The 24,592-nt window shown below is 66.2% G+C and carries 22 protein-coding genes and 1 pseudogene; 9 read left to right on the plus strand and 14 right to left on the minus strand.

Going from position 1 to position 24,592, the window contains the following annotated elements; all coding sequences use genetic code 11:
- Positions 1–125: 125 nt before the first annotated feature.
- The 3 genes and pseudogenes from S2M10_RS19920 to S2M10_RS19930 form a co-directional block, all read left to right on the plus strand.
- Positions 126–1,253, plus strand: a pseudogene (locus S2M10_RS19920) (CocE/NonD family hydrolase); the annotation flags it as partial.
- 166 nt (positions 1,254–1,419) lie between these two features.
- Positions 1,420–1,974 (plus strand): hypothetical protein, encoded by a 555-nt coding sequence (locus S2M10_RS19925; RefSeq protein WP_168847625.1) that lies wholly within the window; start codon positions 1,420–1,422, stop codon positions 1,972–1,974.
- Between the two features lie 117 nt (positions 1,975–2,091).
- The gene (locus S2M10_RS19930; RefSeq protein WP_168847626.1) at positions 2,092–2,610 is read left to right on the plus strand and encodes a hypothetical protein; all 519 of its coding nucleotides are present in this window, start codon (positions 2,092–2,094) and stop codon (positions 2,608–2,610) included.
- A gap of 18 nt (positions 2,611–2,628) precedes the next feature.
- Here the strand turns inward: S2M10_RS19930 and S2M10_RS19935 are convergent, their stop codons facing one another.
- From S2M10_RS19935 to rplJ, 3 genes are read right to left on the minus strand one after another with little or no spacing between them, the layout of a single operon-like run.
- The gene (locus tag S2M10_RS19935; RefSeq protein WP_168847627.1) at positions 2,629–2,817 is read right to left on the minus strand and encodes a hypothetical protein; all 189 of its coding nucleotides are present in this window, start codon (positions 2,815–2,817) and stop codon (positions 2,629–2,631) included.
- Between the two features lie 49 nt (positions 2,818–2,866).
- Positions 2,867–3,244, minus strand: coding sequence for a 50S ribosomal protein L7/L12 (gene rplL / locus S2M10_RS19940; protein WP_064313924.1), 378 nt, complete (start codon positions 3,242–3,244; stop codon positions 2,867–2,869).
- Between the two features lie 60 nt (positions 3,245–3,304).
- Complete coding sequence (gene rplJ / locus S2M10_RS19945) at positions 3,305–3,820, minus strand: 50S ribosomal protein L10 (protein ID WP_168847628.1); 516 nt, start codon at positions 3,818–3,820, stop codon at positions 3,305–3,307.
- Positions 3,821–4,412: 592 nt separating this feature from the next.
- On the opposite strand from rplJ, the gene S2M10_RS19950 reads away from it, so the two are divergent.
- Positions 4,413–5,171 (plus strand): hypothetical protein, encoded by a 759-nt coding sequence (locus S2M10_RS19950; protein WP_168847629.1) that lies wholly within the window; start codon positions 4,413–4,415, stop codon positions 5,169–5,171.
- 274 nt (positions 5,172–5,445) lie between these two features.
- On the plus strand, positions 5,446–7,137 hold the full coding sequence (locus S2M10_RS19955; protein ID WP_168847630.1) for a hypothetical protein: 1,692 nt from the start codon (positions 5,446–5,448) through the stop codon (positions 7,135–7,137).
- 103 nt (positions 7,138–7,240) lie between these two features.
- Here the strand turns inward: S2M10_RS19955 and S2M10_RS19960 are convergent, their stop codons facing one another.
- The 6 genes from S2M10_RS19960 to S2M10_RS19985 form a co-directional block, all read right to left on the minus strand.
- On the minus strand, positions 7,241–7,474 hold the full coding sequence (locus S2M10_RS19960; RefSeq protein WP_168847631.1) for a hypothetical protein: 234 nt from the start codon (positions 7,472–7,474) through the stop codon (positions 7,241–7,243).
- A 118-nt stretch (positions 7,475–7,592) separates the two neighbouring features.
- The gene (locus tag S2M10_RS19965) at positions 7,593–10,091 is read right to left on the minus strand and encodes a TonB-dependent receptor (RefSeq protein ID WP_168847632.1); all 2,499 of its coding nucleotides are present in this window, start codon (positions 10,089–10,091) and stop codon (positions 7,593–7,595) included.
- Positions 10,092–10,430: 339 nt separating this feature from the next.
- On the minus strand, positions 10,431–13,061 hold the full coding sequence (locus S2M10_RS19970) for a TonB-dependent receptor (RefSeq protein ID WP_168847633.1): 2,631 nt from the start codon (positions 13,059–13,061) through the stop codon (positions 10,431–10,433).
- A 266-nt stretch (positions 13,062–13,327) separates the two neighbouring features.
- Positions 13,328–14,020: a 50S ribosomal protein L1 gene (gene rplA, locus S2M10_RS19975; protein WP_168847634.1), complete on the minus strand. Its 693-nt coding sequence runs from the start codon at positions 14,018–14,020 to the stop codon at positions 13,328–13,330.
- Between the two features lie 4 nt (positions 14,021–14,024).
- Positions 14,025–14,456 (minus strand): 50S ribosomal protein L11, encoded by a 432-nt coding sequence (gene rplK, locus S2M10_RS19980; RefSeq protein ID WP_168847635.1) that lies wholly within the window; start codon positions 14,454–14,456, stop codon positions 14,025–14,027.
- 163 nt (positions 14,457–14,619) lie between these two features.
- A complete protein-coding gene (locus tag S2M10_RS19985; protein WP_168847636.1) occupies positions 14,620–15,705 on the minus strand; it encodes an AI-2E family transporter in 1,086 nt (361 codons plus the stop codon).
- A gap of 136 nt (positions 15,706–15,841) precedes the next feature.
- On the opposite strand from S2M10_RS19985, the gene S2M10_RS19990 reads away from it, so the two are divergent.
- The 3 genes from S2M10_RS19990 to S2M10_RS20000 all read left to right on the plus strand — a co-directional run bounded on the left by S2M10_RS19990 (position 15,842) and on the right by S2M10_RS20000 (position 18,004).
- Positions 15,842–16,873, plus strand: a complete 1,032-nt coding sequence (locus S2M10_RS19990) for a hypothetical protein (RefSeq protein ID WP_168847637.1) — start codon at positions 15,842–15,844, stop codon at positions 16,871–16,873.
- A gap of 184 nt (positions 16,874–17,057) precedes the next feature.
- Positions 17,058–17,369, plus strand: a complete 312-nt coding sequence (locus S2M10_RS19995) for a hypothetical protein (RefSeq protein ID WP_247650928.1) — start codon at positions 17,058–17,060, stop codon at positions 17,367–17,369.
- Positions 17,370–17,395: 26 nt separating this feature from the next.
- On the plus strand, positions 17,396–18,004 hold the full coding sequence (locus S2M10_RS20000; RefSeq protein WP_168847639.1) for a general stress protein: 609 nt from the start codon (positions 17,396–17,398) through the stop codon (positions 18,002–18,004).
- 65 nt (positions 18,005–18,069) lie between these two features.
- On the opposite strand, the gene S2M10_RS20005 is transcribed toward S2M10_RS20000, so the two are convergent.
- The 4 genes from S2M10_RS20005 to S2M10_RS20020 all read right to left on the minus strand — a co-directional run bounded on the left by S2M10_RS20005 (position 18,070) and on the right by S2M10_RS20020 (position 22,157).
- Positions 18,070–20,475: an ATP-binding protein gene (locus S2M10_RS20005; protein WP_168847640.1), complete on the minus strand. Its 2,406-nt coding sequence runs from the start codon at positions 20,473–20,475 to the stop codon at positions 18,070–18,072.
- 145 nt (positions 20,476–20,620) lie between these two features.
- The gene (nusG, locus tag S2M10_RS20010) at positions 20,621–21,160 is read right to left on the minus strand and encodes a transcription termination/antitermination protein NusG (RefSeq protein ID WP_121078389.1); all 540 of its coding nucleotides are present in this window, start codon (positions 21,158–21,160) and stop codon (positions 20,621–20,623) included.
- A gap of 17 nt (positions 21,161–21,177) precedes the next feature.
- Positions 21,178–21,375 (minus strand): preprotein translocase subunit SecE, encoded by a 198-nt coding sequence (secE, locus tag S2M10_RS20015; RefSeq protein WP_168847641.1) that lies wholly within the window; start codon positions 21,373–21,375, stop codon positions 21,178–21,180.
- 152 nt (positions 21,376–21,527) lie between these two features.
- On the minus strand, positions 21,528–22,157 hold the full coding sequence (locus S2M10_RS20020; RefSeq protein ID WP_168847642.1) for a DedA family protein: 630 nt from the start codon (positions 22,155–22,157) through the stop codon (positions 21,528–21,530).
- Positions 22,158–22,293: 136 nt separating this feature from the next.
- Between S2M10_RS20020 and S2M10_RS20025 the strand changes: the two genes are divergently transcribed.
- Positions 22,294–24,231: a glycoside hydrolase family 127 protein gene (locus S2M10_RS20025; protein ID WP_168847643.1), complete on the plus strand. Its 1,938-nt coding sequence runs from the start codon at positions 22,294–22,296 to the stop codon at positions 24,229–24,231.
- Between the two features lie 21 nt (positions 24,232–24,252).
- On the opposite strand, the gene S2M10_RS20030 is transcribed toward S2M10_RS20025, so the two are convergent.
- Entirely contained in the window at positions 24,253–24,420 is a 168-nt protein-coding gene (locus S2M10_RS20030; protein ID WP_168847644.1) for a hypothetical protein, read from the minus strand.
- Positions 24,421–24,592: the final 172 nt, after the last annotated feature.

Raw genomic sequence — 24,592 nt, forward strand, 5'->3', positions numbered from 1 at the left:
GGTTTCCTTATGCACGTCCAGACCGACGTATTTCACTGCTTCCGTCATGACTCGCCTCCAGTGCTGACAAATCCATCGTCAGCATCTCAGATTTGAGCCCCCGCGGCTCCGGCAGTCATGGGGTCTATGATCAGCTGCCCTTCTGGCAAAAGCTCAGCCAGCATGTCTCCTACGACGCCTTCTGGCAGGGCCAGGCGCTCGACAAGATCCTCGCCGCCAATCCCTCGAACGTACCGACGCTGTGGGAGCAGGGGCTGTGGGATCACGAGGACATGTACGGTGCGATCCACGCCTGGGAGGAACTGCAGAAGACCCCGCAAGCGGCCAACAACTTCCTGCTGATGGGGCCGTGGCGGCACTCGGGCTTCAACTATAACGGCTCCAAGCTGGGCGAACTCAACTTCGAAGGCGACACCGCGCTCCAGGCGCGCCGCGACATCCTGCTGCCCTTCTTCAACGCGCATCTGAAGGACGGCGCGCCAGCCTATACCCCGCCGGTCGCCAGCATCTACAATACCGGCGAGAACCACTGGGACTTTCTGAACAAGTGGCCGCTGGCGACGCAACTGACGCCGCTCTATCTCGGCGCGGGCGAGGCCGCCGGGTTCGGCAAGCCGGGGGCAGGGGAGGACAGCTATGTCTCCGATCCGGCCAAGCCGGTCCCGTACCTGCCCCGTCCGATCAACTTCAGCGATGGTCGCTGGAGCACCTACCTCGTCACCGACCAGCGCTTTGTCGACGGGCGGCCGGACGTGCTGACCTATGCGACGCCGGTGCTGACGGCGCCGGTGCGACTCTCGGGCGCCCCGCTGGCGGACATCTTCGCCAAGACGACCGGCACCGATGGCGACTTTGTCGTCAAGGTTATCGACGTGTATCCCGAGGAGATCGCCACCAGCAAGGAGATGGGCGGTTTCCAGCTCCCCATCGCGATGGACATCTTCCGCGGACGCTATCGCACGTCGTTCGAGCACCCGTCGGCGATCCCTGCGGGCAAGGTCCAGGAATACAAGTTTCGGTTGCCGACGGTGAACCACACATTCCTGCCGGGCCACCGCATCATGGTGCAGATCCAGTCTACCCTGTTCCCGGTCTATGATCGTAACCCGCAGAAATATGTAGAAAACATCTTCTTCGCGAAGCCTGGCGACTATCAGAGGGCGACGGTCACGATCCTGTACGGCGGCAAGCAGTCCAGTTCGGTGCTGCTCCCGGTCGTACCGGTCGACCAGCGCGCGTCCAACGCACGCTGACCAGGGCGCCCGTCCTTTCGACGAAAGGGCGGGCGCTGCGTGCTGGAGAGGGGGCGGCTGGTCGACAAGGGCCGGAAATATTTCAAATCTACATCAATGCTTAAGTAGTTTCCGGTTGATTGCTCGGTGGAACGTTCGCGAACGGCGTAGTTTCAGGAGCAGGGTTATGAACGTCGCCGCCGTCCGAGGTTATCTCCGCGAAACCATCGAGTTCTGCGTCTACTTCGTGTTCATGACGGCTATCGGCGCGGCGATGTACGTGCTCGTCAACTACGCCCCCCAGGCGAACTCCCGCTGGTACATCGACACGTGCATCGCCATGGCGCTGTTCAGCGGGGTCTACGCGGTGCGGATGTTCCTGCGGTACCGGCGCGCGATGCGCCGTCTGGCGCCGCTGACCGATGAGTCCTCCGAACAGCCGGCAGGCATGGCGGAGGAGGAGCGGCGCACGTTGAGCTGGTCCGAGCGTCTCGCGGCCGAGCGGCTGGAAGCGCGCGGCGGCGACGCCGAGCGGGTGCGGATGATGGAGCGCCTTGAAGCGCTGGAGCGTGCCTATCGCGATCGATGCGCGACGCTGGGGGTCGATCCGGAAGAGGACGAGGACAGCTTTTCGCTTGATCCCAACATGTCGCTGGATGCGATCCGGGATCGGATCGCCGATCGCCTGTACAAGGAGGACAAGGCGCAGGATGCGGCTGGGACGCCGATCTTCCGCAAATAGGGTCGGTCGTTTCACCTCCGGTTAGGATTCGTTAACGCGGTTGCTTCATGATGCAGTGCCAAAGGGTGGCGCTGGCATGTGGGCATATGCGACGCGCCGCCGCTGGGGGTTGCGCGCATGAAATCCGAAACCGTTCGTCACTATCTGATGACCTCGCTGGAATTCGGCGCCTATTGCGTGCTGATGACGCTGCTGAGCTATCTGATGGTGCTGCTGGTGCTGCGCGCGCCGCAGCCGAACAGTAGCGTGTACATCGGCGTGGCGCTGATGGCGGCGCTGTTGACCGGGCTGCATGCGGGAAGGATGTTCCGGATGTATCGCCGGGCGTGGCTGCGATTGCAGCAGCGTGCAAAGGCAAACCGTCCTGTCCGGCACTGGTCCGATCGGATCGCTGCCGAGGAGGCCGTGGGGCGTCAGAACGCACTGCGCACCTTGGCGGGTGGCGAGCAGGCCTCTCCCGAATTGCTGGCGATCCGTCTCCGCATCGCCGAGCGCATGGCCCGGGAAGACCGTGAGCGCGAAGAGCATGACCGCGAAGAGCGCGAGCGGATCGAACGCGAACGCATGGAGCGCATGGAACGCGCTCGTTCGCAGCGCATCCGCGCCGAGGCGACGCGCGGCAGCGGCAAGAACTGACCGACGCAACCGTCGGCGTCACAGTTGGTGTGATCCTCGAAGCGCAGCGGCACGCCGAAAGCCGCTGCGGCGCGGTGCGCTGCGAACAAGCACAATCAGCCGCACACTCAACGCGACAATGAAGGTTTCCGCCACCCAACCCACCCACCCAATTTCGACACTGGGCGGCAAATGACTGAAGGCATGAAAAAAGAGGCGGCCCGTCACGGGGCCGCCTCCTTTCTGTATTCAGACCTTGAAAGAGGTCGTAACGTGCTTACTTGATCTCGACAGTCGCGCCGGCTTCTTCCAGCTGCTTCTTGATCTTCTCGGCCTCGTCCTTCGACACGCCTTCCTTGACCGGCTTCGGGGCGCCTTCGACCAGGGCCTTTGCTTCGGTGAGGCCGAGGCTGGTGATGGCGCGGACTTCCTTGATGACGTTGATCTTCTTGCCACCGTCGCCGGTGAGGATCACGTCGAACTCGGTCTGCTCTTCGGCAGCCGGGGCAGCGGCGCCACCGGCGGCCGGGCCGGCAACGGCGACGGCAGCGGCGGCCGAAACGCCCCACTTCTCTTCGAGCATCTTCGAGAGCTCAGCGGCCTCGAGCACGGTCAGGGCGGAAAGCTGGTCGACGATCGCGTTAAGGTCAGCCATGATAAACTCCAATCAGTTCAATAGTTTCGGGATAGAATAAAGGTCGCTCGAAGCCGAAGCTCAGGCAGCCTGCTTTTCGCTGTACGCCGCAAGCACGCGGGCGATCTGCGCCGCCGGTGCCTGGGTGATGGTGGCGAGCTTGGTCGCGGGTGCTGCGATGAGCCCCACGAGCTTGCCGCGCAGCTCGTCCAGCGACGGCAGCGAGGCGAGTGCCTGCACGCCGGCCGCATCCAGCAGCACATTGCCCATCGCGCCGCCGACGATCTCGAGCTTGTCGTTGGTCTTGGCGAACTCCGAGACCACCTTGGCCGCAGCCACGGGATCGATGGAGGTGGACAGTGCCGTCGGACCCGTCAGCAGGTCCGCGAGCACCGCATAATCGGTGCCCTGGGTGGCAATCTTGGCGAGCTTGTTCTTCGAGACCTTATAGGTCGCGCCGGCTGCACGCATCTTGTTGCGCAGGTCCGTCGACTGCTTGACGGTCATGCCGAGATTGCGGGTGACAACCACCACGCCAACCTCGTTGAAGGTGCGGTTCAGCTCGGCAACGGCGTCGGCCTTCTGGGAACGATCCATGCCGGTCTCCTCATACATGAGGCTGCCCCGATGAAGGGACGGCCCCGGTTCACGACCCGCGCGCGAGCACGGGCCAGGCTCAAAATGTCCGAGGGGAAGGATCGTCACGAAGCCGGGGCGCTAGTCCCTGGGGCGTGACCCGGAACGCTTGGGCCGCCCGCGCATCCGCGCTAAGAGGCCGGCCAAGCCGCCGGTAAATTCTGTCCCCGTCTAGGCGAGTTTTTCAAGACCGGCATATTCCGGTCCCTCGCTGTCTCGGACGGATTCCTTCCGAAGAAGGAGCGCGCCCAATAGCGGATTCGGGCGCAGAGTCAAGGGTGGCAAAGATCCTCCCCGGCACGGGGAGGGGGACCGCGCCGCGCCAGCGGCGGGGTGGAGGGGGAGCGCGGCAAGGGACGCGGTGTCAGATGCGCGATGGCGTTGCCGCGTGCAACCTCTCCACGTCACCCGCGTCCGAGGAGGAGGCCCCCCTCCACCATCTGCTGCGCAGATGGTCCCCCTCCGCGTTCCGGGGAGGATCTGGGCTTGTAGAACATAACAGGAACAACCATGTCGCCGCCGACCAATCGGGGGCAACAGGGAGGGCATGCCCATGCGCGGCACCAGAAGCGATCGTACCCGGGAGAACCAGCGCTTCCTCAAGGCGCTGCGCCGCACCGCCAACGTCACGCTGGCCGCCGAGGCCGCGGGGCAGACGCGCAAGACCTTCCAAAAGCGCCGCGCGCGCAACCCCGATTTCGCGACGGCGTGGGACGCAGCCCTCGCCTATGCCCAGGCGCAGCTCGCCGCCGGGGCGCCGTCCCCCACCCCCGAGGGCGAGGCCGCGCGCACCGGCGGCGGCGAGTATAGCGTGCGCGCCTCGCGCGGCCGCGCGGTGCAGGTGCGCCGCGCCCCCAAGGGGGTGCTGACCACCGAGGGCGAGCGCCGCTTCCTCGCCCATCTCGCCGCCACCGCCAATGTGCGGCTGTCGGCAGCGGCGACCGGCATCGGCTCGAACGCCATCTATGCCCGGCGCCGGCGCTCGGCGGCCTTTGCGCAGGCGATGGAGGCGGCGCTGGCCGAGGGCTATGCGCGGCTCGAACTCGCGCTGCTCGACAATGCGCTGCGCTCGCTGGACCCCAGCGGCGAGGACCTGGGCGACTGGCGCGAGACCGTCGACGAGACCGACCCGCTGACCCTGATGACTCCGCGCGAGGCGCTGCTGCTGCTCGGCTATCGCCGCCCGGAGATCGTCGAGGGGCGGCCCCATAGCGGCTTCGGCGTGCCGCGCATCCCCCGCGAGCAGGCGCTGGCGCGGCTGTCGCGCGAGCTGGACCGGGTGGAGCGGCGGTTGCAGCGGGACAAGGGGTAGGGGCGGCGCGCAGGGCCCGGCGCGTCGCGTCTCCGGCAGTGCCGCAGGGTCCCCCTTGCGAGGGGTGCGGCACTGCCGTTTGGTTCGTGGGGCGGCAGTCGACCAAAACGCGTCGTTCACCGGATGCGTCCCGAATGGCAGCTTCTGTGGGAACCTGCCGTTATCTCGCGCGAAGACGCGAACGCCTCGTATCCATGTAAACAAACTTCCATGTAGAAGCCTGCTTTGCAATGCCCGTGTCGACAGCAACATGAGTTGATGCGATACCGAGGTTATGTCCACCGCAGTCGTCCGCGCAGAGATTGCGCGCTTTCTTTCCTCTCCAGAACCCGAGGTGCTGTGCATTTCCGGACATTGGGGCGTCGGTAAAACCTATTCCTGGCGTATGTTCTACGAGGAGGCAGAGCGGAACGGGCGTTTAGGGATGTCGCGCTACGCGTATGTCTCGCTGTTTGGTCTCGCCACTCTGGCCGACTTGCGCAGCGCCGTCGTTGAGAACACGGTGGTCGCTGGAGGCAACGCGACGCCCGACGCGCACAGCCTATATGACATGCTGCGGCGAGGCGAGAAGCTTGCGCGCAAGAGTCGGGTGGCGATTGACATCGCGGCCGGGTTCTTTCGGATGAAAGATGCCGGGGATGCCTTATATCGGGCTGCGTTCTTGTCGGTGCAAAGGCAGATGATTTGCTTCGATGATCTAGAGCGTGCCGGGAAGTCGCTCGAGATGCGCGATCTGCTCGGCCTGGCGTCGATGCTGAGGGAGCAGCGCAACTGCAAGGTTGTTCTGCTTTTGAACAAGGAGCGCGTGGACAAGGAGCAACAGGAGGAGCTCGACCGGCAGTTGGAGAAGGTCGTCGACACGTTTCTAGTCTTTGAGCCGACCAGCTTGGAGGCTGCCGCCATAGCGATAGCCGGCGAGGACATGGTCGCAAACACGCTGCGTGAACGCTTGGCGAGCCTCAACATCACGAATATGCGGGTCATGAAGAAGATTGAGCGATGGGCGCGCATCATAGAGCAGGAACTAGCGGGCAGTGAGAAGAAGACACTTGAGCAGGCGACCGCCACGGTGGTGCTGTGCGGTTGGTGCTTTCTCCAGCGCGACCTTGCTCCCACGCTCGACTTCGTGCGGTCGTTCAATTCGATGAGCGGCCTGTTCAAGCCTAAGGAGGAGCCACCACAACAGGCGAGGTGGCGGGACCTACTACGTGCTTACAACTACGGTTCAACAGACGAACTGGACGAGATGATCCTAGGTGGCGTCCTCGTCGGCTATTTTGATGGGGGCCGTCTCCGAGCCGCGGCAAAGGTGATTGAAGAGAAGCGCCGACATGCCGACCGCGAGGACAGCTACTCCAAGGCGTGGGAACTCTACCACAAGAGTCTTGCGGTAGACGATGCGGATGTACTTGACGCCATGCACGCCGGGGCCCGTGAAAACCTCACGACGATCACGCCCGTGAACATGAACTCAAGCGTGCGCTTCCTGCGTCGCTACGGCCGAGACACGCAGGCTTCTGAGCTTGTTGAAGCGTATGTCGAGGCTAACCGGTCGACCCCAAACTTCTTCAAGCAGTGGGATCGCTTTCTCGGCGCAGACCCGATCGATCCTGAGTTCAAGGCGGCGATGGATGCTGGACGGGCGGCGATAGTTGACGAACGCGATCCAGCCGAGATGCTTCGGCAGATTGCACAGAGCGGTGGGTTCAATCCGGAGGAGGATGCGGCACGGTTAGGCCGTTTGAGCGTGAACGATCTCGTGGGGCTGTTTGATCAGTATCCCGGCGACGCCAAAGAGATGATGGAATGGGCTGGCCGAATTGCGCGGCACGCGGGAAGCGAGGCGCTTAGCGCGCGCGTGGCTGAAGCGATCGGACAAATCGCTGCGCGCTCGCCGATGCGCGCGGACAAACTGCGGAACTGGGGGGTTTGGCCCCCAATACCCGACGCGGCCGCAGGTTCATGATGTGGAATGTCTTTGACACAGCTCGATTTCGTCCCTCGATCCCGAGCGGCGGTGTTGAGCGAGACATCTCACCGAATTGTGAGAACGGGTTGCCCAGTTTCAGTCATAACGTGCCGAAGCGAAGGCGAGCGTTGAGCGTCAGCTTTTGACGAAACCCGACGTTTGACATGCTGTGTTCGAATGGCGGGAAAGTCCCAGGAGCCGCCATGTTGCGCCCAAGCGGATAGGCGGCGTCGTAAAACGCAGAGGCTTTCAGCCTGCCCGCACGGAAGCACATTCGATCTGTGATCATCGCGCGATCTTGCAGTGCGACGCGTCCGCCATGCAGCGGCTTCATCGCGAACGACTACCGGCAGGCAACGCGCGGAATTCCCCGGCGGGCGGCGCCTGCCCGCAACGCGAAAAGGGCCGCCCCCGGAGGGGAGCGGCCCATCCTTGTTGCCCGGACGATGCGCTCAGAACGAGAAGCGTACCGATCCGGACAGCGTGCGGCCGTTGGCCGCGCGGCCCCAGGCGATGCCGTTGGCCGGCATCGTCGCCTGCGAAATCTCGAAATAGCCGAGCGTGTTGAACAGGTTGTTCGCGTTCAGGCTGAGCTGGACCTGCTGTGTCGGATGCACCTGCACAAAGGCGTTGACCACCGTGAAGCCGGGCATGCGCAGCTGGTTGGTATCCTGCGCATAGCTGCCGGTGATCGTCACCGAACTGGCGCCGAAGGTCGCCCATTTGGTCTGCACCTGCGGCATCAGCTGCAGGGTGAATTCGGGCTGGTGGCGCGGCTCGAGACCGGTGATCGCCGCGTTGAGCAGGTCCTTGGTGATCTTCGAGCGGGTCCAGGTCGCGCCAGCGGTGAGGCTGAACGGCCCGTGCCGCACGCTGCCCTCGAACTCGGCGCCATAGGCGCGATAGGTGCGGGCGGTGCCCAGGCCCGAGCCCGACTGGATGTTCTGGTCCTCCGAATTGGCGAGGAAGCCGACAAGGTTGAGCGCGATGTTCTGACGGCGGAACTTCACCCCGCCTTCGAGCTGGCGCACCGTATCATAGGCCGAATTCGAATCGTACAGATCGCCGCTGTTGTAGTTGATCGCCGAGGTGAACAGGATCTTGTCGGCATTGGCGCGGGCGCCGCGGCTGTAGCGGGCGAACACCGCCAGCGGTTCGGCGATGCGATAGTTGATGCCCACCGAATAGCTGAGATAGCGATAGTCGTAATGGACCGGCGAGGGCTGGGTCAGCGGCAGGGCGGCGGTGCGCGATTCGGCCTGGGTGATCTTGCCGTCATGGTTGAAGTCATAGGAGATCAGCCCGATGCGGCCGCCGCCCAGATCGGCGCCGTAGACGGTGCCGTTGACGCTGCCGACATCATAGCGGACGCTGCCGCCGATCGCGAGCTTGCCGAAGCGATAATTGACCGAGCCATAGGGCGCGGTGATGTCGTAATCGACGTTGAACGCACGGTGCAGCAGGCTGAGATTGTTGATCGCGAACGCCGCATAGCCGTTCTGGGTGAGCTTGGTGCCGGCGGCGTTGCTCACATCGACCAGCGCGGCGTTGCCGCCGCCGACCACGTCCTGGATCGCGGTGGAATAGAGCCAGTCCATGTCGATCGTCTGCATCGCCTTGTAGACGCCGGCGGTGACGGTCAGGTCGCCGCCGCCGACCTTCCACACCCGGTTGGCGCGCAGATCGTTGGTGAAGTTGTTGAGCGCGTGCAGCTTGACCTTCGCCATGTACACGCTGGCGAGCAGGCCGTTGCCGTTCAGCGCGGTGGGGTTGGCGATCAGCTGGCCGCTGTTCGGGCCCGAGGCATAGTGCAGCGTGCCGCCGGCGCCGCCGATCCCCGCCGCGACCGTCGCGGCCGGGGCGATGCTGCCGGGGACCATGCGGTAGAGGTCGCCCGAATTGGCCGAATAGCGCGCGCGTTCGGTGAAGGAGAAGCCGCCGATCTCGAACTGCGCCTCCAGGCCGACCGACCTGGAGACGGCGTGCATGCCGTCGTGGAAGTTTTCGGCGACCGCATGGTTGTTGCGATCGAGCGAGAGGAAGGTGCCGATATGGGTCGAGCTCAGCGCGTCCTTCTTCGGATCGAAATTGGCGATGGGAGTGAAGGTCGGCTTGTCGTTGGTGCCGCCGATGTGCACCGGGGCGGGGACATATTGCGGCGAGCGATCGTCGAGCAGCTTGCCGTAGAGGCGGACAAAGCCGTTGTCGAAGGCGCGGGTGACGTTGAACTTCACCTGGCCGCCGCGATAGCCGTTATAGCCGATGTCGCGCGGGCCCTCGCCGCTGCGGTAGAAGCCGCCGACATGGAAGCGCAGCTTTTCGCTGAGCTTGCTGCCATATTCGAAATCGACGCGCTTCTCGCCATAGTCCAGGCCGGTGGTCGCCTCGACCGAGCCGCCCTCGACGTCGCCGGTCTTGGAGATCAGGTTGATCACGCCGCCCGGCGAGTTCGACGCGAAGGTCGAGGCCGAGCCGCCGCGGATCGCCTCGATGGCCGCGAGGTTGTTGTCGGCGCGGATGAAGATGTCGGATGCGGCGTTGAAGATGTCGCCGAATTCGAGAACGGGCAGGCCGTCTTCCTCGATCTGCATATATTTGGAGCCGCCCGAGGCGAGCGGCAGGCCGCGGATGGTGTAGTTCGCATTGCCTTCGCCCGAGGCGGCCTCGACGCGGATGCCGGGCAGCGTGCGCAGGATCTCGCTGAGCGAGCGCGCGCCGAGCTTGTGCACCTCCTCCTCGCCCAACGAACTGGTCGAGATCGCGCTGTCGAGGATGTCGCGCCCCTTGGCGACGCCGGTCGAGAAGACCTGCTTCGCGGCGCGCTCCTGCGCGGGCGCTGCGGGCGCTGCGTCGCGCGTCTCGGCGGGTGGCGGCGGGGTGGACGGCTCGGCGGCGGCAGGCACCGCCAGCGCGAGCGGCGCGACGGCGAGGAGATAGCGAACCCTTTTCATTTTTCTGCTCCGATACGGGAAACGATGCTGCATTGTAGGAGAAACGTTTCCGCAATCGGCTGTCGCATTTCAGAAAAAGTGGTTAAAATGATAAACGTGGGCGCCCGCCCTCTCGTGGGGCGGCAAGCGTCTCCGCACTTTATCTGAGCGCTCGATAGGGGGTCTTTAACCAGCGCGAGCGGCGGTTAACGCCGTGTCAGCGATGCCGCACAATTGCCGGTAAAGGATATTGCGGCGGGACGACGAGCCCATATCGCCGCCGTTGATGCCGGTGGGCGCGGACGCAAAAAGGGCCGGGATCGCTCCCGGCCCTTTCGCATGTCGTGCCTGCAGTGCCGATCAGAACTCGGCGCGCACCCCGAACAGGAAGGTGCGGCCGTAATAGTTGATCTCGCCGAAGCGGTTGGGATCATCGTTATAGGTGTAGAGCCTGGCGCCCGAGAGGTTGATCGCCTCGACGCTGAGCTGCACGTTGGGCAGCAGCTTGTAGGCGATGCTGCCGTCCAGCGTGCCGAACGGCGCGGTATAGGTCGGCGCCTGGGTGGTGCTGCCGGTGCCCGACAGATACCGGTCGCGCCACACATAGGAGAGGCGGGTGGACAGCGGGCCCTTTTCGTAGAAGCCGACGACGTTGAAGCTGTTCTTCGACAGGCCGATCAGCTGGTCGACGATCGGCCGCGCGCCCGCGGTGTAGTTGGCCTTGACCGAGGTGTGGGTATAGCTCGCCTGCATGCCGAGCCCGTCGAACGGCGCGGGCAGGAAGGTGAAGACCTGGTTGTAGCCCGCCTCGACGCCGTAGACCTTGGCGTTGCCGCCATTGACCTGGGTGGAAAGCAGCACGGTGCCGCGGCCGGGGATGTCGATATTGACGTTCTGGGCGGTGATATAGTCGTCCATCGCCTTGTAGAACACCGCGCCGGTGAGCGCGCCGCGCGGATTGAAATACCATTCCAGCGCGCCGTCGAACTGGGTGGCGAGGAAGGGCAGCAGCTGCGGGTTGCCGCCGCTCGCGGTGGGGGCGTCGGTGGAGACGGTGATGCGCGGCGCGCTGTCGGTCACGTTCGGACGGGTCAGCACGCGGCTCGCGGCGAAGCGGGCGACCAGCGTGCTGGTCAGCTCGGCCTTGAGGTTGAAGCTGGGCAGCCAGTCGTTGAACGTCTTGGGATAGGCGACCGGCGCGGTATTGTTGCCGGTGCGCAGATAGCCGGTGGCGTTCTGATCGGTGTGGACATAGCGCAGGCCGACATTGCCGAGAATGTCCACGCCGCCCAGCTGGGTGCCGTAATCGAGCCGGGCATAGGCCGAGGCGGTCTTTTCGGTGGTGACGAACAGCGAGGCGCGGTCGCCCGCGGTGAGCGGCGCGTTGGCGATCGTATCGTTGAACAGCGCGTTGTAGAAGGCCGAGGTGACCGGCACCAGCCAGGTGCGCGGGCTGTTGCCACCAACGCCCGACAGGAAGTCGTCATAGGGGATCTGCTGGTACGCACCCGCGCCCAGCGAGGTCAGCCGCGCCGGATTGCCGGCGGGCTGGGTGACGTTGTAGTCGCGACGCCAATAGTCGCGCTTGCGCCAGTGATATTCGCCGCCCACCGCGACCTTGCGGAAGAAGTCGCCCAGGTCATAGGCGCCGTCGAGGCGAGCGAACTTGTCCCAATCCTTGCTGTTCTTCGGCGCGATGTTGAAGGTGGAGAGCGCATAGTTGGCCGGATTGGTGAGGTCGACCGGCGTGGTGAGCGTCGGAGTGACCTTGTAGCCACCCGAGGCATCATAGGTGAGCGGCGCGATCAGGAAGGCGCGGCTGCGGACGGTGCCTTCGGCGTTGCTCGAGTGGAAGCTGTGCGCCGACGACCAGTTGAGGTTCGCCGTCACGTGGAAGCGATCGTGGTTCCAGGTCTGCCGGAGGCCGATGGTCAGCAGGTCGTGCCGGTTGAGGCTGTATTCGCGGCTGGCCATGAAGCGGACATTGTTGATCGTCGCGGCGGTGACAGTGTTGCCGCTGACCTTGTAGCCGGGCTGGATCACGGTGCCGGGATCGTCCGGATAGATGTCGATGCCGAACTCGTCATAGGCGACGTCGAGCCGGGTCGCGAGCACGTCGAGCGTCGTTTCGAGCTCGGGGGTGGGGCGCCACTGCGCGGAGACGAGGCCGGAGATGCGTTTGCGATCCTCGGTCTCGATGGTCGGGCGCGTACGGGTGGGCGTGTAGAGCCCGGTCGGCAGCTGGCCCTGCGCGGCGGTGAGATACTTGTCCTTGTTCCAGCCGAAATTCATGAAGCGATCGTTGCGGACCGCCTTGCCCCAATATTGCGCGCCGACGAGGATGCCGAAGGTGTCGCCGAAGGTGTGGCTGCCGAGCAGCGTGGCGTTGGGCTTCACCTTCTCGGTCTGGGTGGTGTAGGTGCCGCGCAGATTGGCGGTGACCTTGTTGCCGACATCGAACGGGCGGAAGGTGCGCACGTCGATATTGCCGCCCAGCGCGCCCTCGGTCATGTCCGAGGTGGGAGTCTTCACCACGTCGATATTGGCGACGAATTCGGCGGGCAGCATCTCGAAGCGGAACTGGCGGCCGGCGGCGCCGCCATTCTCGATCAGGTCGTTGAGCGCGACCGGGCGGCCGTTGAGCAGCGTGCTCTGGAACTGCGGACCAAGGCCGCGCACCGAGACGTACAGGCCCTCACCGCGCGGACGGGTGATCGCGACGCCGGTGACGAGCTGGAGCGCCTCCGCGACGTTCTGGGCGGGGAATTTGCCGATATCGGTCGAGCTGATCGAATCCAGGCCATATTCGGCACGACGCTTCGCCTCGGTCGCCGCGGCGAGGCTGCGGGCATAGGTGCCGTTCACCACGATCTCGTCCGCACCGGCGGTCTCGTCCTGCGGCGGGGTTGTCTGGGCAAAAGCGGGGGCGAGCGTCGCCAGCGTGAGGGCGAGCGCCGAGGACGCGCGAAGCAGCGCGGAACAAGGTTGCATCTTTGGATTCTCCCTGGACCTTTATTGGTCTTGTGGGAGCGGCCCTAAGCCGAAGGTGAAACGATCCGGTGGCGCTACCGCGACCGGACGATGACACGCGCTGCGTATTTTGTTTCCGTTACATGACGGTAATGAAATCGTTTGTACGTTGGCGACATTTTTCTTCCGCCTTCCCGACCAATGCCAGAACGCGCGGGGCATTCGGGCACAGAAAAAGGGCCGGGGATCGCTCCCCGGCCCTTTTCGCTTGTCTGGCGCCGTACGGCTTAGACGGTGGCGACTTCGGTGGTGTCGACCTTCACGCCCGGGCCCATCGACGAGGAGAGCGCGACCTTCTTGAGGTACTTGCCCTTCGCGCCCGACGGCTTGGCCTTGACGACCGCGTCGACCAGCGCGTCGAAGTTGCGGCGCAGGTCTTCGTTCGAGAAGCTCACCTTGCCGATGCCCGAGTGGATGATGCCGGCCTTTTCGACGCGGTATTCCACCTGGCCGCCCTTGGCGGCCTTCACCGCTTCGGCGACGTTCATGGTCACGGTGCCGAGCTTCGGGTTCGGCATCAGGCCCTTCGGACCCAGCACCTTGCCGAGACGGCCGACCAGGCCCATCATGTCCGGGGTCGCGATGCAGCGATCGAAATCGATCGTGCCGCCCTGGATGGCTTCCATCAGGTCTTCCGCGCCGACGACATCGGCACCGGCGGCCTTGGCTTCCTCGGCCTTGGCGCCGCGGGCGAACACGCCGACGCGGACGTCCTTGCCGGTGCCGGCCGGGAGCGTGACGACGCCGCGGACCATCTGGTCGGCATGGCGCGGATCAACGCCGAGGTTCAGCGCGACTTCGATCGACTCGTCGAACTTGGCGGTGGCGTACTGCTTCACCAGCGCGATCGCTTCATCGACGCCGTGGAGCTTCACCGGATCGACGCTCCAGGTCTTCTGCTTCTTGGTCAGCTTTGCCATGGAATCAGCCCTCCACCACTTCGAGGCCCATCGCGCGGGCCGAACCTTCGATGATCTTCGTCGCGGCTTCGATGTCGTTCGCGTTCAGGTCCTTCATCTTGACCTGGGCGATTTCCGACAGCTGCGAACGCTTGATCTTGCCTGCGACCGTCTTGCCCGGCTCCTTCGAGCCCGACTTCAGGTTGACGGCCTTCTTCAGCAGATAGGTCGCCGGCGGCGTCTTGGTCTCGAACGAGAAGGAACGATCCGCATAGACGGTGATGACGGTGGGGAGGGGCGTGCCCTTCTCGACGTCACCGGTCGCGGCGTTGAACGCCTTGCAGAATTCCATGATGTTCACGCCGCGCTGACCCAGGGCAGGGCCGATCGGCGGCGAGGGGTTTGCGGCGCCGGCAGCCACCTGCAGCTTGATATAGCCGGTAATCTTCTTAGCCATGTCACTCTCTTTCAAGTCGAGCGGTACAAGCGACGACCAGAGGCCGCCTCCCGCATGGTTCCCGAGCTGTGTGCTTGGAAGCGCGCGGCCTTAGCGGAAAGCGGGGCGGGGGGCAAGGGGGCAGGATCCCCCGCGAACCTGATCCTCCCCGTGCCAGGGAGGATCAGGGATGCAGTTCCGTCGTCTGCCCCGCTTCCGCCCCGCCGATATCGCCTTCGGCCACCCATTCGCGCCACAGCAGCACCAGCGCCGCCATCACCGCCGGTCCCACGAACAGGCCGAGCAGCCCGATCGTTTCCACGCCGCCCAGGATGCCGATCAGCACCCAGACAAAGGGAAGGCGGGTGGTGCCGCCGATCAGGCTCGGGCGCAGGAAATGATCGACCACGAAGTTGAGCGCGTAACCGATCGCGCCGACGACGATCGCCGCCATCACCGCGCCCTTGGCGAGCAGCAGCAGCAGCGCCAGCACCAGCACCACCGCCAGGCCGAACGGGATGATCGAGGCGAAGCCCGAGGCCAGCCCGAGCAGGATCGGGTGGGGCACGCCGCCGATCGCGAACAGGATCGCCATCAGGATGCCTTGGGCGAGGCCGAGCAGCACCATGCCGTCCACCGCGCCGCGCACCGCCGCGAAGATCTGCCGGCCGAGCCGGTCCCCCGCATCGCCGAACGCGCGGGTGGCGCCGCGCTCGAGCTGGCGGACGATGTTGTCGCGATCGCGCAGCAGGAAGAAGAGGACGACCAGGGTGAAAGCGAACACCACCGCGCGGCGCACCAGGCTTTGCGTGAAGGCCTGCGAATGGCTGCGCCACAGCGACTGGTCGAGCCGGCCGAACTCGGCGGCGGCGGCCTCCGGGGTGACGAGGTGGAGGTTCCACCAGGCGGTGACCTGCTCGCGGCCCCAGGGCAGGCGGGCGACCCAGTCGGGGAGGGGAACGCCGTGCGTGCGGGCATCGGCGATCCAGGCGGCGACCGACTGGGCCTCGATCACCGCCTGGCTGATCGCGATCGACAGCGGGATCAGCACGACCAGCAGGATGGCAAGGGTGAGCAGCGCGGCGACCAGTGCCGGGCGGCCGGGCATCCGCGCGCTCAGCCACAGCCGCAGCGGCTCCACGCCGATCGCGAGCACGCCCGCCCAGAGAATGGCGGGCACGAACGCGAGGCCGATCCAGAGGGCGGCGGCGGCGATGGCGGCGGCGAGCACCACGCGCGCGCGGGTCTGGGCTTTGGTGGTGTGTGACATGGGGTCCCCGGGGATTTGCCGGGGACAGTGGCGGGACGGATGCGGCTAGGCAAGGGGGTGCGCAGGGCGGGCGGGCGCCCGCGCCTTCCTGCCGTGCGGCGCGCGGCGCAGTGTCTGGTCTTCAGGAGGTGAGGGGTTGTCGATACGGACCAAGATCGAGGCGCATGTGCTGAAGCGGCTGCTGGCGCTGGTCACGGCGGATGCGCGGCCAAACCTCAATGCGCTCAATGACATCGTCAAGGAGGTCCGGATCCTGGAGCTGAACGTGAAGACGCTCGGCTATGCGCTCGCCCACCGCATGGCGGTCGCGCTGCCGCCGCGGGAGGATGGCCAGGCCCGCCTGATCGGGCTCGGCTCCAAGCCCTGCACCCAGGCCGATATCGAAAGCGACTGGATGGCGCACTGGGCGGCGGAACTGAAGACCGCCGTCATCTATCATCGCAAGCTGTGGGAATGCGCCTATGTGCTGCAGGTGCTGTTCGAGCACGGCCATCTGGTGCCGGGCGCGCGCGGGCTGGGCTTCGGCTGCGGGGCCGAACCGATCCCGAGCTATCTGGCATCGCTGGGCATTACCGTCACCGCCAGCGACGATGCCGGCGACGCGGCGGCGGCGGCGGGATGGATCGCCTCGCAGCAGCATCTCGGCTCGGCCGCATCGCCGTTCCTGCCGCACCTTGTCGATCGCGAACGGTTCGATCGGTTCGTAACGGTTGCAACGGTCGACATGAACGCGGTGCCCGCCGATCTGCAGGGATATGACTTTTGCTGGTCGATGTGTGCGCTGGAGCATCTCGGCAGCATCGAGGCGGGGCTGCGCTTCATCGAGCGCTCGCTGGAAACCCTTCGGCCGGGGGGCACCGCGGTGCACACGCTGGAGCTGAACATCGATGACGACGGGCCGACCGTCGACAATTGGATCACCGTGCTGTTCCAGCGGAAGCATCTCGAGGCATTCGCGGCGAAAATGGCTGCAGCCGGGCACCAGGTGATGCCGCTGTCTTTCGATTTCGGCGGCCAGGTGATGGATCGGTTCATCGACCTTCCGCCCTGGCTGCACGATCTGCCGGACGCCGAACGACACCGGCTGGGGCCGCCGGCACATCTGAAACTATCCATCGACGGGTTTGTCTGCACCTCGTTCGGGATTGTCATAACAAAGCATCCATAGGCTTCCAGGGGATGCGATGATCGGGATGGTCCGCCGATACCTATCGATATCGCGTTCCACGGGCCTTTCGATCGGCTTCGTCGCGCGCCGCTGAACCAAATAAGTCCCTCAACGGTTTGAGCAAAGTCCGCGCAGTCGGTGCATCGCCGTGCTGCGGGCGGACCATCGTATGAGAGGAATGGGCATGAAACGCATGATCATGGCCGTCGCGGGCCTCGCGCTCGCGACGACGGGTGCGGCTGCGCAGAGCAGCGGTCAGTCGGGTTCGCACAACCCGGTGGTGAAGGACGGCACCGCGCATCACGTCGCCGCGCCTGCCAAGGGTCGCAGCTCCTTCACCGAGGACCAGGCCAAGGGCCGCCTCGCCAAGGCGGGCTATACCGGCATCACCGGCCTGAAGGGCACCGACAACGGCGCCTGGCAGGGGATGGCGATGAAGAACGGCAAGAAGATGACCGTGACGCTCGACTATAAGGGCAACATCACCGCGCGCTAACCCCACAGTTCTGCAGGAGAAATGCGATGAGCCGGACCATTACCCGTCTGTTCGACGACTATTCGGATGCCAAGGCCGCGGTGAACGAGCTGGAGCGCATGGGCGTGCCGCACGACGACCTCAGCATCATTGCCAACAACACGCATGGCGACCATGACGTGAGCGATGTCAACGCCCATGGCGATGTCAGCCGCGGCGCCTCGACCGGCGCGGCGCTGGGCGGTGTGGGCGGGCTGCTCGCGGGGCTCGGCCTGCTGGCGATCCCGGGCCTCGGGCCCATCGTGGCGGCGGGCTGGCTCGCCTCGACGGCGGCGGGCGCGGCGATCGGCGGCGTCGGCGGCGCGGCCACGGGCAGCATCGTCGGCGCGCTGAAGAATGCGGGCGAGAGCGAGGAGGACGCGAACGTCTATTCCGAAGGCGTGCGCCGCGGCGGCACGCTGGTGAGCGCGCGGGTTTCGGACGCGCTGGTGCCGGAAGCCGAGGCGGTACTCAACCGTCGCGGTGTCGATGCCGGCACGCGCGGCGCGGCCTATCGCCAGTCCGGCTGGAGCCGCTTCGACAGCGATGCACCGGCGTACACGCGTGAGGAGATCGAGCGCGAACGCAGCGCCTATCGCGAGCCGACGGTGCTCTGAACCGCGGCGCTAGCAAATCGGGAAAGCCGGGGCCGATGCCCCGGCTTTTTCGTGTCCGCCGGTGATCAGGCGGCGAGATCCGTACGGTGGGGCGCGAGCGCCGACAGGCGTTCGGCCAGCATGTCGACCGCGATCGGCTTGGCCAGGGCGAGCGTCGCGCCCATCGCGTCGATCCCGACCCGGTCGAACGCGCCGCACGGTTCGAACAGCAGGACCACCGGGAGCCCGCGTGCCCGTCCCGCGCCCACCACGGCAGCGAGATCGCCTGCGCCGGGCATGCCGTCCGCGTTGATGAGCAGCAGCTCGATCGCGCCGGTGTCCAGCCTGGCCAGCGCGTCTGCCGGCGTGCCGACCGCCTCCACGGCCAGCCCCGCCGGCAACAGCCCATGGAGCAGCATGCCGCGCGCGAGCGGATTGGGTTCGACCAGTAGCAGCCGCGTCTCCCCGGGCGGGGCCGGCGGATCCATCGGCACGGCACCGGTGGCGACCACCGCGTCGTCCGGCAGGTACAGCCGGAAGGTCGCACCGGCGCCCAGCGTGCTCCGCACGTCGAGCGTGCCGCCCATCGCGGTGGCGAAGGTGCGGGCGAGGGCGAGGCCCACGCCGATGCCGCCATAGGCCCGCGTCATGCCGCCATCGACCTGATAGAATTTGCCGAAGATAGCGGCCTGCTGGTCTTCGGCGATGCCGATGCCGGTGTCGCGCACCGTGATCTCCACGCCGCTGCGCCCGTCCGCAGGGGCGCGTGCGACGAGCGCGACGCTGCCGGAGGGGGTGAACTTGACCGCGTTGGCCAGCAGATGGTCGACGATCTGGCCCACCCGCCGGGCGTCTCCGGTGAGGGTCGCGGGGCAGGCGGCGCACTCCAGCGTGAAGCGCAGGCCGCGCTGCGCCGCCTCGTCCGCCCAGCGGCGGCCGGCCTCGCGCAGCAGATCGGGCAGCGGGAAGGGGGCGCGGGCGAGGGGGATCTCGCCGCTGTCGAGCGAGGCCATGTCGAGCACGTCGTCGACCAGCGCCTGCATCGACCGGCCGGCGTCCTGCAGCGCCGCAACGCGGGCGCGGGCGTCGTCGCCCAGCGTCGGGTCCGTGAGCAGTACCTCGCTCATCCCCAGGATGCCGTTGAGCGGGGTGCGGAATTCGTGGCTAGTGGTCGCCAGGAACTCGCGCTTGGCGGCGAGCGCCTTGCCGAGTTGCGTGTTGCTCGCGGCGAGATCGCGGTTGGCGATGCGCACCTCGCGGCGGCTGCGATGGATATGGACCAGCGCGAAGGCGAGCAGCGCCGCGCCGCCGACCGCGACGAACAGCAGGCCGCCGACCAGCAGCAGCTGGAACAGCGCGCGATCGCGGGCGAAGCGGGCGCGCTGATTGGCCTCGTTGGTATGCAGCTTCTCGATGCGGAGCTGCTGGTTGGTCGCATCGAACCGCGCCGCGAGCAACGCGGTGTTGGTATCCGCCGCGACCTTGGTGACGGCGTCGTCGATCCGCTTCAGCGCCTTGAGATGCGCGAGCGCATCGGCGGGGCGGCCGGCGCGGGTGTAGATGTCCACCGCCGCCTCGTGCACCTCCCGCCACACCGGCGAACTGGGATCGGCGATATGCGCGATTGCCTCGCCGATTTCGCCGACCGCCTGGTCCACCGCACCGCGGCCGAGCGCGATCTGGGCACGAAGGGCGTGGACGTTGCCGCCATATTCGGCGCTGTGGCCGGCGCTCGCGACGACGGCGGCGTCGCTATAGCGACGCGCGGCCGCGAGCTTGCCTTGCTGCAGGGCGGTGCGCGCGAGATTGTTGAGGATCGGCACCCGCAGCCCCATCTCGCCCGAGGCGACGGCCAGGGCGAGCGCCTGCTGATATTCCCGCGCGGCATCGGCGGGACGGTCCATGTCGAGCAGCGCATTGCCGCGATTGTTGAAGATCGACATGCGCAGGTTGCGGTCGCCCGCATAGGCGTCGAGCGCGGCCTGGAAGTACCGCAGAGCGGATTCATTGTCGCGCGCCCGGTTGTAGAGGCTGGCGATCATCACCAGCGCGATCGCCTGCTTGCGCGGCTCGTGCAGGTCGCGGAACAGGTTGTGTGCCTGCTGGAAGGCATCGAGCGCGACCGCGGCATGGTTGCGGTTCTGCTGGATGCCGCCCCAGGTCATCAGCAGATCGGCCTGCAGTCGCGTTCGGGGCCAGCGGGTACGCGCCTGTTCGAGCGCGCGGGCGATCAGCGGTTCGGCCTCGGCGTCGCGGTCCAGTCGCGACAGCGCCTCGCCTTCGAGCCAGCGCGCCTTGACCGCGAGTTGCCCGGCCGCGGCATCACGCGTAGCGGCCGCCTCGGCGGCGCGCGCGGCGGCAAGGGCGGCGCGGGGATCGGCGAACATCCGGTCGATCGCGAGCGCGAGCCGCGCCTCCGCCAGCGGCACCTGGGCGCGGACGGGTGCCGCGATCAACAAGGTCGCGCAGGCTAGGATCGTGGTTCGCAGCATCGTCCCCCAGCGCGCCGAAAAAAGGGCGCCAGGTTCATTATAGACAAAATGCAACCGCCATCGGTGCTCGGGTAAATTACGGATTCGCAACGAAAAAGGCCGGGGTTCGCACCCCGGCCCGTTCGTCTTGGCAGTTCCGCCCGGCTTACTTGACGCGTTCGACGTCCTCGAAGCCCAGCTCCAGCGGGGTCGCGCGCCCGAAGATTGAGATCGAGACCTTCACGCGGTTCTTGTCGTAGTCGAGCTCCTCGACCACGCCCGAGAAGGTGGCGAAGTTGCCGCTGATCACCTTGACCGTGTCGCCGATGTCGAAATCGACCTTGAGCTTGGCCTTGGGCGCCGCGGTGGCCGCTTCTTCCTTGGTGTTGAGGATGCGCGCGGCTTCGGCCTCGCTGATCGGCTGGGGCTTGCCCGAGCTGCCGAGGAAGCCGGTCACCTTCGGCGTGTTCTTCACCAGGTGATAGACGTCGTCGTTCATCTCGAGCTTGGCGAGGACGTAGCCGGGGAAGAACTTCCGCTCGGACTGGATCTTCTTGCCGCGGCGTACTTCGGTGACCGTCTCGGTCGGTACTTCGACGGACTCGACGAGGCGATCGAGGCCCAGACGGGTGGCGTCGGCCAGGATCTGGTCGCGGACCTTGCCCTCGAAACCGGAATAGGCGTGGATGATGTACCAGCGCGACATGGGTGTTGGTCTTTCTCTTACTGCGCGAGGCGGAGGAGGGCGTTGACGATCAGGTCGAACAGCGAATCGATGCCCAGGAAGAAGCAGCCGAGCAGCGTGGTCATGATCATCACCATGACACCGGTCATGATCGTCTCGCGGCGGGTGGGCCAGGCGATCTTGCGGGTCTCGGCCTGGACCTGCTTCACGAATTCGACGGGGCTGGTCTTCGCCACTGGGGCTATCCTCGTGTGAAAAGTGGCGCTTCGGGCATGGGTCCGCTGCCCGGTCCTTTGCAGGAACCGGTGCAATCCACCCACGCTTTCGGCTAGGGGGCTGTATCTAGAGGATCGGCGCTAGTTGTGCAAGCGGGGCGGAAACGAAGCGCTCAGCGCTGCTTCATGCCCCGCACGCGGTGCCAGATGTAGAACGCCACCAGCCCGACCAGCACGACGCCGATCAGCGCATCGGCGCTGTGGAACGCCGCCTTCATGCGGGGATCGCTGTCCCACTTTTCGCCCAGCACCATGCCCACCCAGGCGAGGCCGAAGCACCAGGGCCAGCTGCCGAGGAAGGTATAGACGTGGAACGGCACCAGCTTCATCCGCGCGACGCCCGCCGGGAAGGCGATGAACGAGCGGATCACCGGCAGCAGCCGGCCGATCAGCACCGCGATGCTGCCATAGCGCGCGAAGAAGCGGTCCGCCGCATCGATCTCGCCCGGGCCGATCAGCACATATTTGCCCCAGCGCAGCGCCAGCGGGCGGCCGCCGCGCTTGCCGACTTCATAGGCGACGATCGAGCCGAGATTGCAACCGATCGCGCCCGCGGTGGCGGCCAGATACAGGTCGAACCGGCCGGTCGAGACCAGATAGCCGGCGAACGGCATGATGATCTCCGACGGCAGCGGGATGCAGGCGGATTCGATCGCCATCAGCACGGCGATGCCGAGATAGCCGCCGCTCGAGATGACCCAGATGGTGAAGGTGGCGAGCACGCCCAGAATCTTTTCGACCATGCGCGCTTGGTTGGGGCAGCGACACGATTTTGGGAAGCCGCTTTTTTTGCGCGGTGCAGCACGGCCGTTCCGGCTTGGCGCACGGGGGTGGGTCTGATAACCCGGAGTAAATAGCATCGGACGGAGAGGTTGCGCCATGGGTATCGAGACGTCACGCCGGGCGTTCCTGGCCGGATCGGGCAGCGGTGCGATGGCGATCGGAATGGGGGCGGCGGCGCCCGTAGCGGCGCAGACCGCCCCGGCAGCGGCGGCCGCACCCGCCCGGCTCCAGCCCTTCGACATGGCCGATGTGACGCTGGGCGAGGGCCCCTTCCTCCATGCCCAGCGCGCGACCGAGGCCTATCTGCTCCGGCTGGAGCCGGACCGGATGCTCCACCAGTTCCGGGTCAATGCGGGGCTCAGCCCCAAGGCGCCGGCCTATGGCGGCTGGGAATCGGAGCCGCAATGGGCCGACATCCACTGCCAGGGGCATACGCTCGGCCATTATCTCTCGGCCTGCGCGCTCGCCTTTCGCGCGACCGCCACGCCGGAATATCGCAAGCGCATCGACTATATCGCGAGCGAGCTGGGTGCCTGCCAGGACGCGGCGAAGAGCGGCCTCGTCACCGCGTTTCCGAACGGGGCGGCGGTGGTGGCGGCGCATCTGCGGGGCGAGAAGATCAGCGGCGTGCCCTGGTACACGCTGCACAAGGTGTATGCGGGCCTGCGCGACGGCGCGGTGCTGGCGGACAGCGCGCCGGCGCGGACGGCGCTGCTCCGGCTTGCCGACTGGGGCGTGGTGGCGTGCCGGCCGCTCACCGACGCGCAGTTCGAGGCGATGCTGGAGACCGAGCATGGCGGGATGAACGAGATCTATGCCGATCTCTACGCGATGACCGGCAAGGCCGAGTATCGCACGCTTTCCGAGCGCTTTTCGCACAAGGCGCTGCTGACGCCGCTGGCGAAGCGGCAGGATCGTCTCGATGGGCTCCATGCCAACACCCAGGTGCCCAAGGTGGTGGGTTTCCACCGCGTCTACGAGACGACCGGCGATGCCGCCTATCGCGATGCCGCCGCCTTTTTCTGGAAGACGGTGGCGGAAACGCGCTCCTTCGCCACCGGCGGGCACGGCGACAACGAGCATTTCTTCGCGATGGCGGACTTCGAGGACCATGTCTTCTCGGCCAAGGGATCGGAGACCTGCTGCCAGCACAACATGCTCAAGCTCACCCGCAGCCTGTTCCTCCACGAGCCGCGCCCCGAATATGCCGATTATTACGAGCGGACGCTGTTCAACGGCATCCTCGCCTCGCAGGATCCGGACAGCGGCATGGCGACCTATTTCCAGGGCGCGCGGCCGGGCTATATGAAGCTGTACCACACCCCCGAGCACAGCTTCTGGTGCTGCACCGGCACGGGCATGGAAAATCATGTGAAGTATCGGGATTCGATCTACTTCCACGACGACGACGTGCTGTACGTGAACCTGTTCCTGCCCTCGACGGTGCGCTGGCGCGACAAGGGAGCGACGCTGGTGCAGGAAACCCGCTTCCCGGACGAGCCGCGCACGACGCTGCGCTGGCGGCTGGAAACGCCGACCGCGCTGACGCTCGCCCTGCGCCATCCGCGCTGGAGCCGCACCGCCACGGTGCGGATCAACGGCAAGCCGGCGGCGCGATCGGTGGCGCCGGGCAGCCGGATCGCGCTGGACCGCACCTGGCGCGACGGCGATCGGGTGGAACTGCAGCTCGCCATGGACGTCGGCGTCGAGCATGCGCCGGCGGCGCCGGACGTGGTCGCCTTTACCTACGGGCCGCTCGTGCTGGCAGGGGCGCTCGGCCGCCAGGGGCTGGCGCCGGGCGCGGACATCGTGGTCAGCGAGCGGGAATATGGTCGCTACAATGACGGGCCCGTGCAGGTGCCGGTGCTGGCGGGCGACCCGCACGCGCTGGCGGCGGCGATCCGGCCGGGCGCGAAAACGCTAGAGTTCACCATCGCCGCCGCGGACGGCGCGCCGGTGCGGCTGATCCCCTATCACCGCATCGCGCACGAGCGCTACGCAACCTATTGGAAGCTGGCGCCCGCGCGGGCGTGAGGCGGCGGCGAGGGGCGCCGGCTAGGCGGTGGGGGAGCGCTGCCTGGTGCGGGCCTGCAGCGCGGTATCCGCCCGGTCGATCAGGTGCAGCAGCGCATCGAAATCGGGCGTTTCCTCGATCCGGTAACAGCGGCTGAGATTGGCGCCATACCGCTCGATGTCGCGTTGGGTAAGAAGGGCTACGGCCACCACGGGTTCCCCTTCAGGCATCTTGCGACAAATCCATTCCCCAGAATTGATCTGGATCTAACGTTCGCTTCATCGAAAGTTTCCAGTGCCTTGCCGCACTGAATGAAGACGTTCGCGAACGCTGTGCCCGATGGATCGGCAAGACAAGCCGCGCGCGACGAGCACCGCGGTT

Origin of the sequence: Sphingomonas sp. S2M10 (assembly GCF_012650175.1) — a bacterium.
Taxonomy (GTDB): domain Bacteria; phylum Pseudomonadota; class Alphaproteobacteria; order Sphingomonadales; family Sphingomonadaceae; genus Sphingomonas.

Coding starts and splice junctions, on each gene's coding strand:
- S2M10_RS19965 (WP_168847632.1), bottom strand. CDS start 10,091: ATGAAAAGGGTTCGCTATCTCCTCGCCGTCGCGCCGCTCGCGCTGGCG.
- S2M10_RS20005 (WP_168847640.1), bottom strand. CDS start 20,475: ATGCTGCGAACCACGATCCTAGCCTGCGCGACCTTGTTGATCGCGGCA.
- S2M10_RS20000 (WP_168847639.1), top strand. CDS start 17,396: ATGAGCCGGACCATTACCCGTCTGTTCGACGACTATTCGGATGCCAAG.
- nusG (WP_121078389.1), bottom strand. CDS start 21,160: ATGTCGCGCTGGTACATCATCCACGCCTATTCCGGTTTCGAGGGCAAG.
- S2M10_RS19930 (WP_168847626.1), top strand. CDS start 2,092: ATGAAATCCGAAACCGTTCGTCACTATCTGATGACCTCGCTGGAATTC.
- S2M10_RS20025 (WP_168847643.1), top strand. CDS start 22,294: ATGGGTATCGAGACGTCACGCCGGGCGTTCCTGGCCGGATCGGGCAGC.
- rplK (WP_168847635.1), bottom strand. CDS start 14,456: ATGGCTAAGAAGATTACCGGCTATATCAAGCTGCAGGTGGCTGCCGGC.
- rplJ (WP_168847628.1), bottom strand. CDS start 3,820: ATGGATCGTTCCCAGAAGGCCGACGCCGTTGCCGAGCTGAACCGCACC.
- rplL (WP_064313924.1), bottom strand. CDS start 3,244: ATGGCTGACCTTAACGCGATCGTCGACCAGCTTTCCGCCCTGACCGTG.
- S2M10_RS19955 (WP_168847630.1), top strand. CDS start 5,446: ATGTCCACCGCAGTCGTCCGCGCAGAGATTGCGCGCTTTCTTTCCTCT.
- S2M10_RS19960 (WP_168847631.1), bottom strand. CDS start 7,474: ATGAAGCCGCTGCATGGCGGACGCGTCGCACTGCAAGATCGCGCGATG.
- S2M10_RS19985 (WP_168847636.1), bottom strand. CDS start 15,705: ATGTCACACACCACCAAAGCCCAGACCCGCGCGCGCGTGGTGCTCGCC.
- S2M10_RS19925 (WP_168847625.1), top strand. CDS start 1,420: ATGAACGTCGCCGCCGTCCGAGGTTATCTCCGCGAAACCATCGAGTTC.
- S2M10_RS19970 (WP_168847633.1), bottom strand. CDS start 13,061: ATGCAACCTTGTTCCGCGCTGCTTCGCGCGTCCTCGGCGCTCGCCCTC.
- S2M10_RS19995 (WP_247650928.1), top strand. CDS start 17,058: ATGAAACGCATGATCATGGCCGTCGCGGGCCTCGCGCTCGCGACGACG.
- rplA (WP_168847634.1), bottom strand. CDS start 14,020: ATGGCAAAGCTGACCAAGAAGCAGAAGACCTGGAGCGTCGATCCGGTG.
- S2M10_RS19950 (WP_168847629.1), top strand. CDS start 4,413: ATGCGCGGCACCAGAAGCGATCGTACCCGGGAGAACCAGCGCTTCCTC.
- S2M10_RS20020 (WP_168847642.1), bottom strand. CDS start 22,157: ATGGTCGAAAAGATTCTGGGCGTGCTCGCCACCTTCACCATCTGGGTC.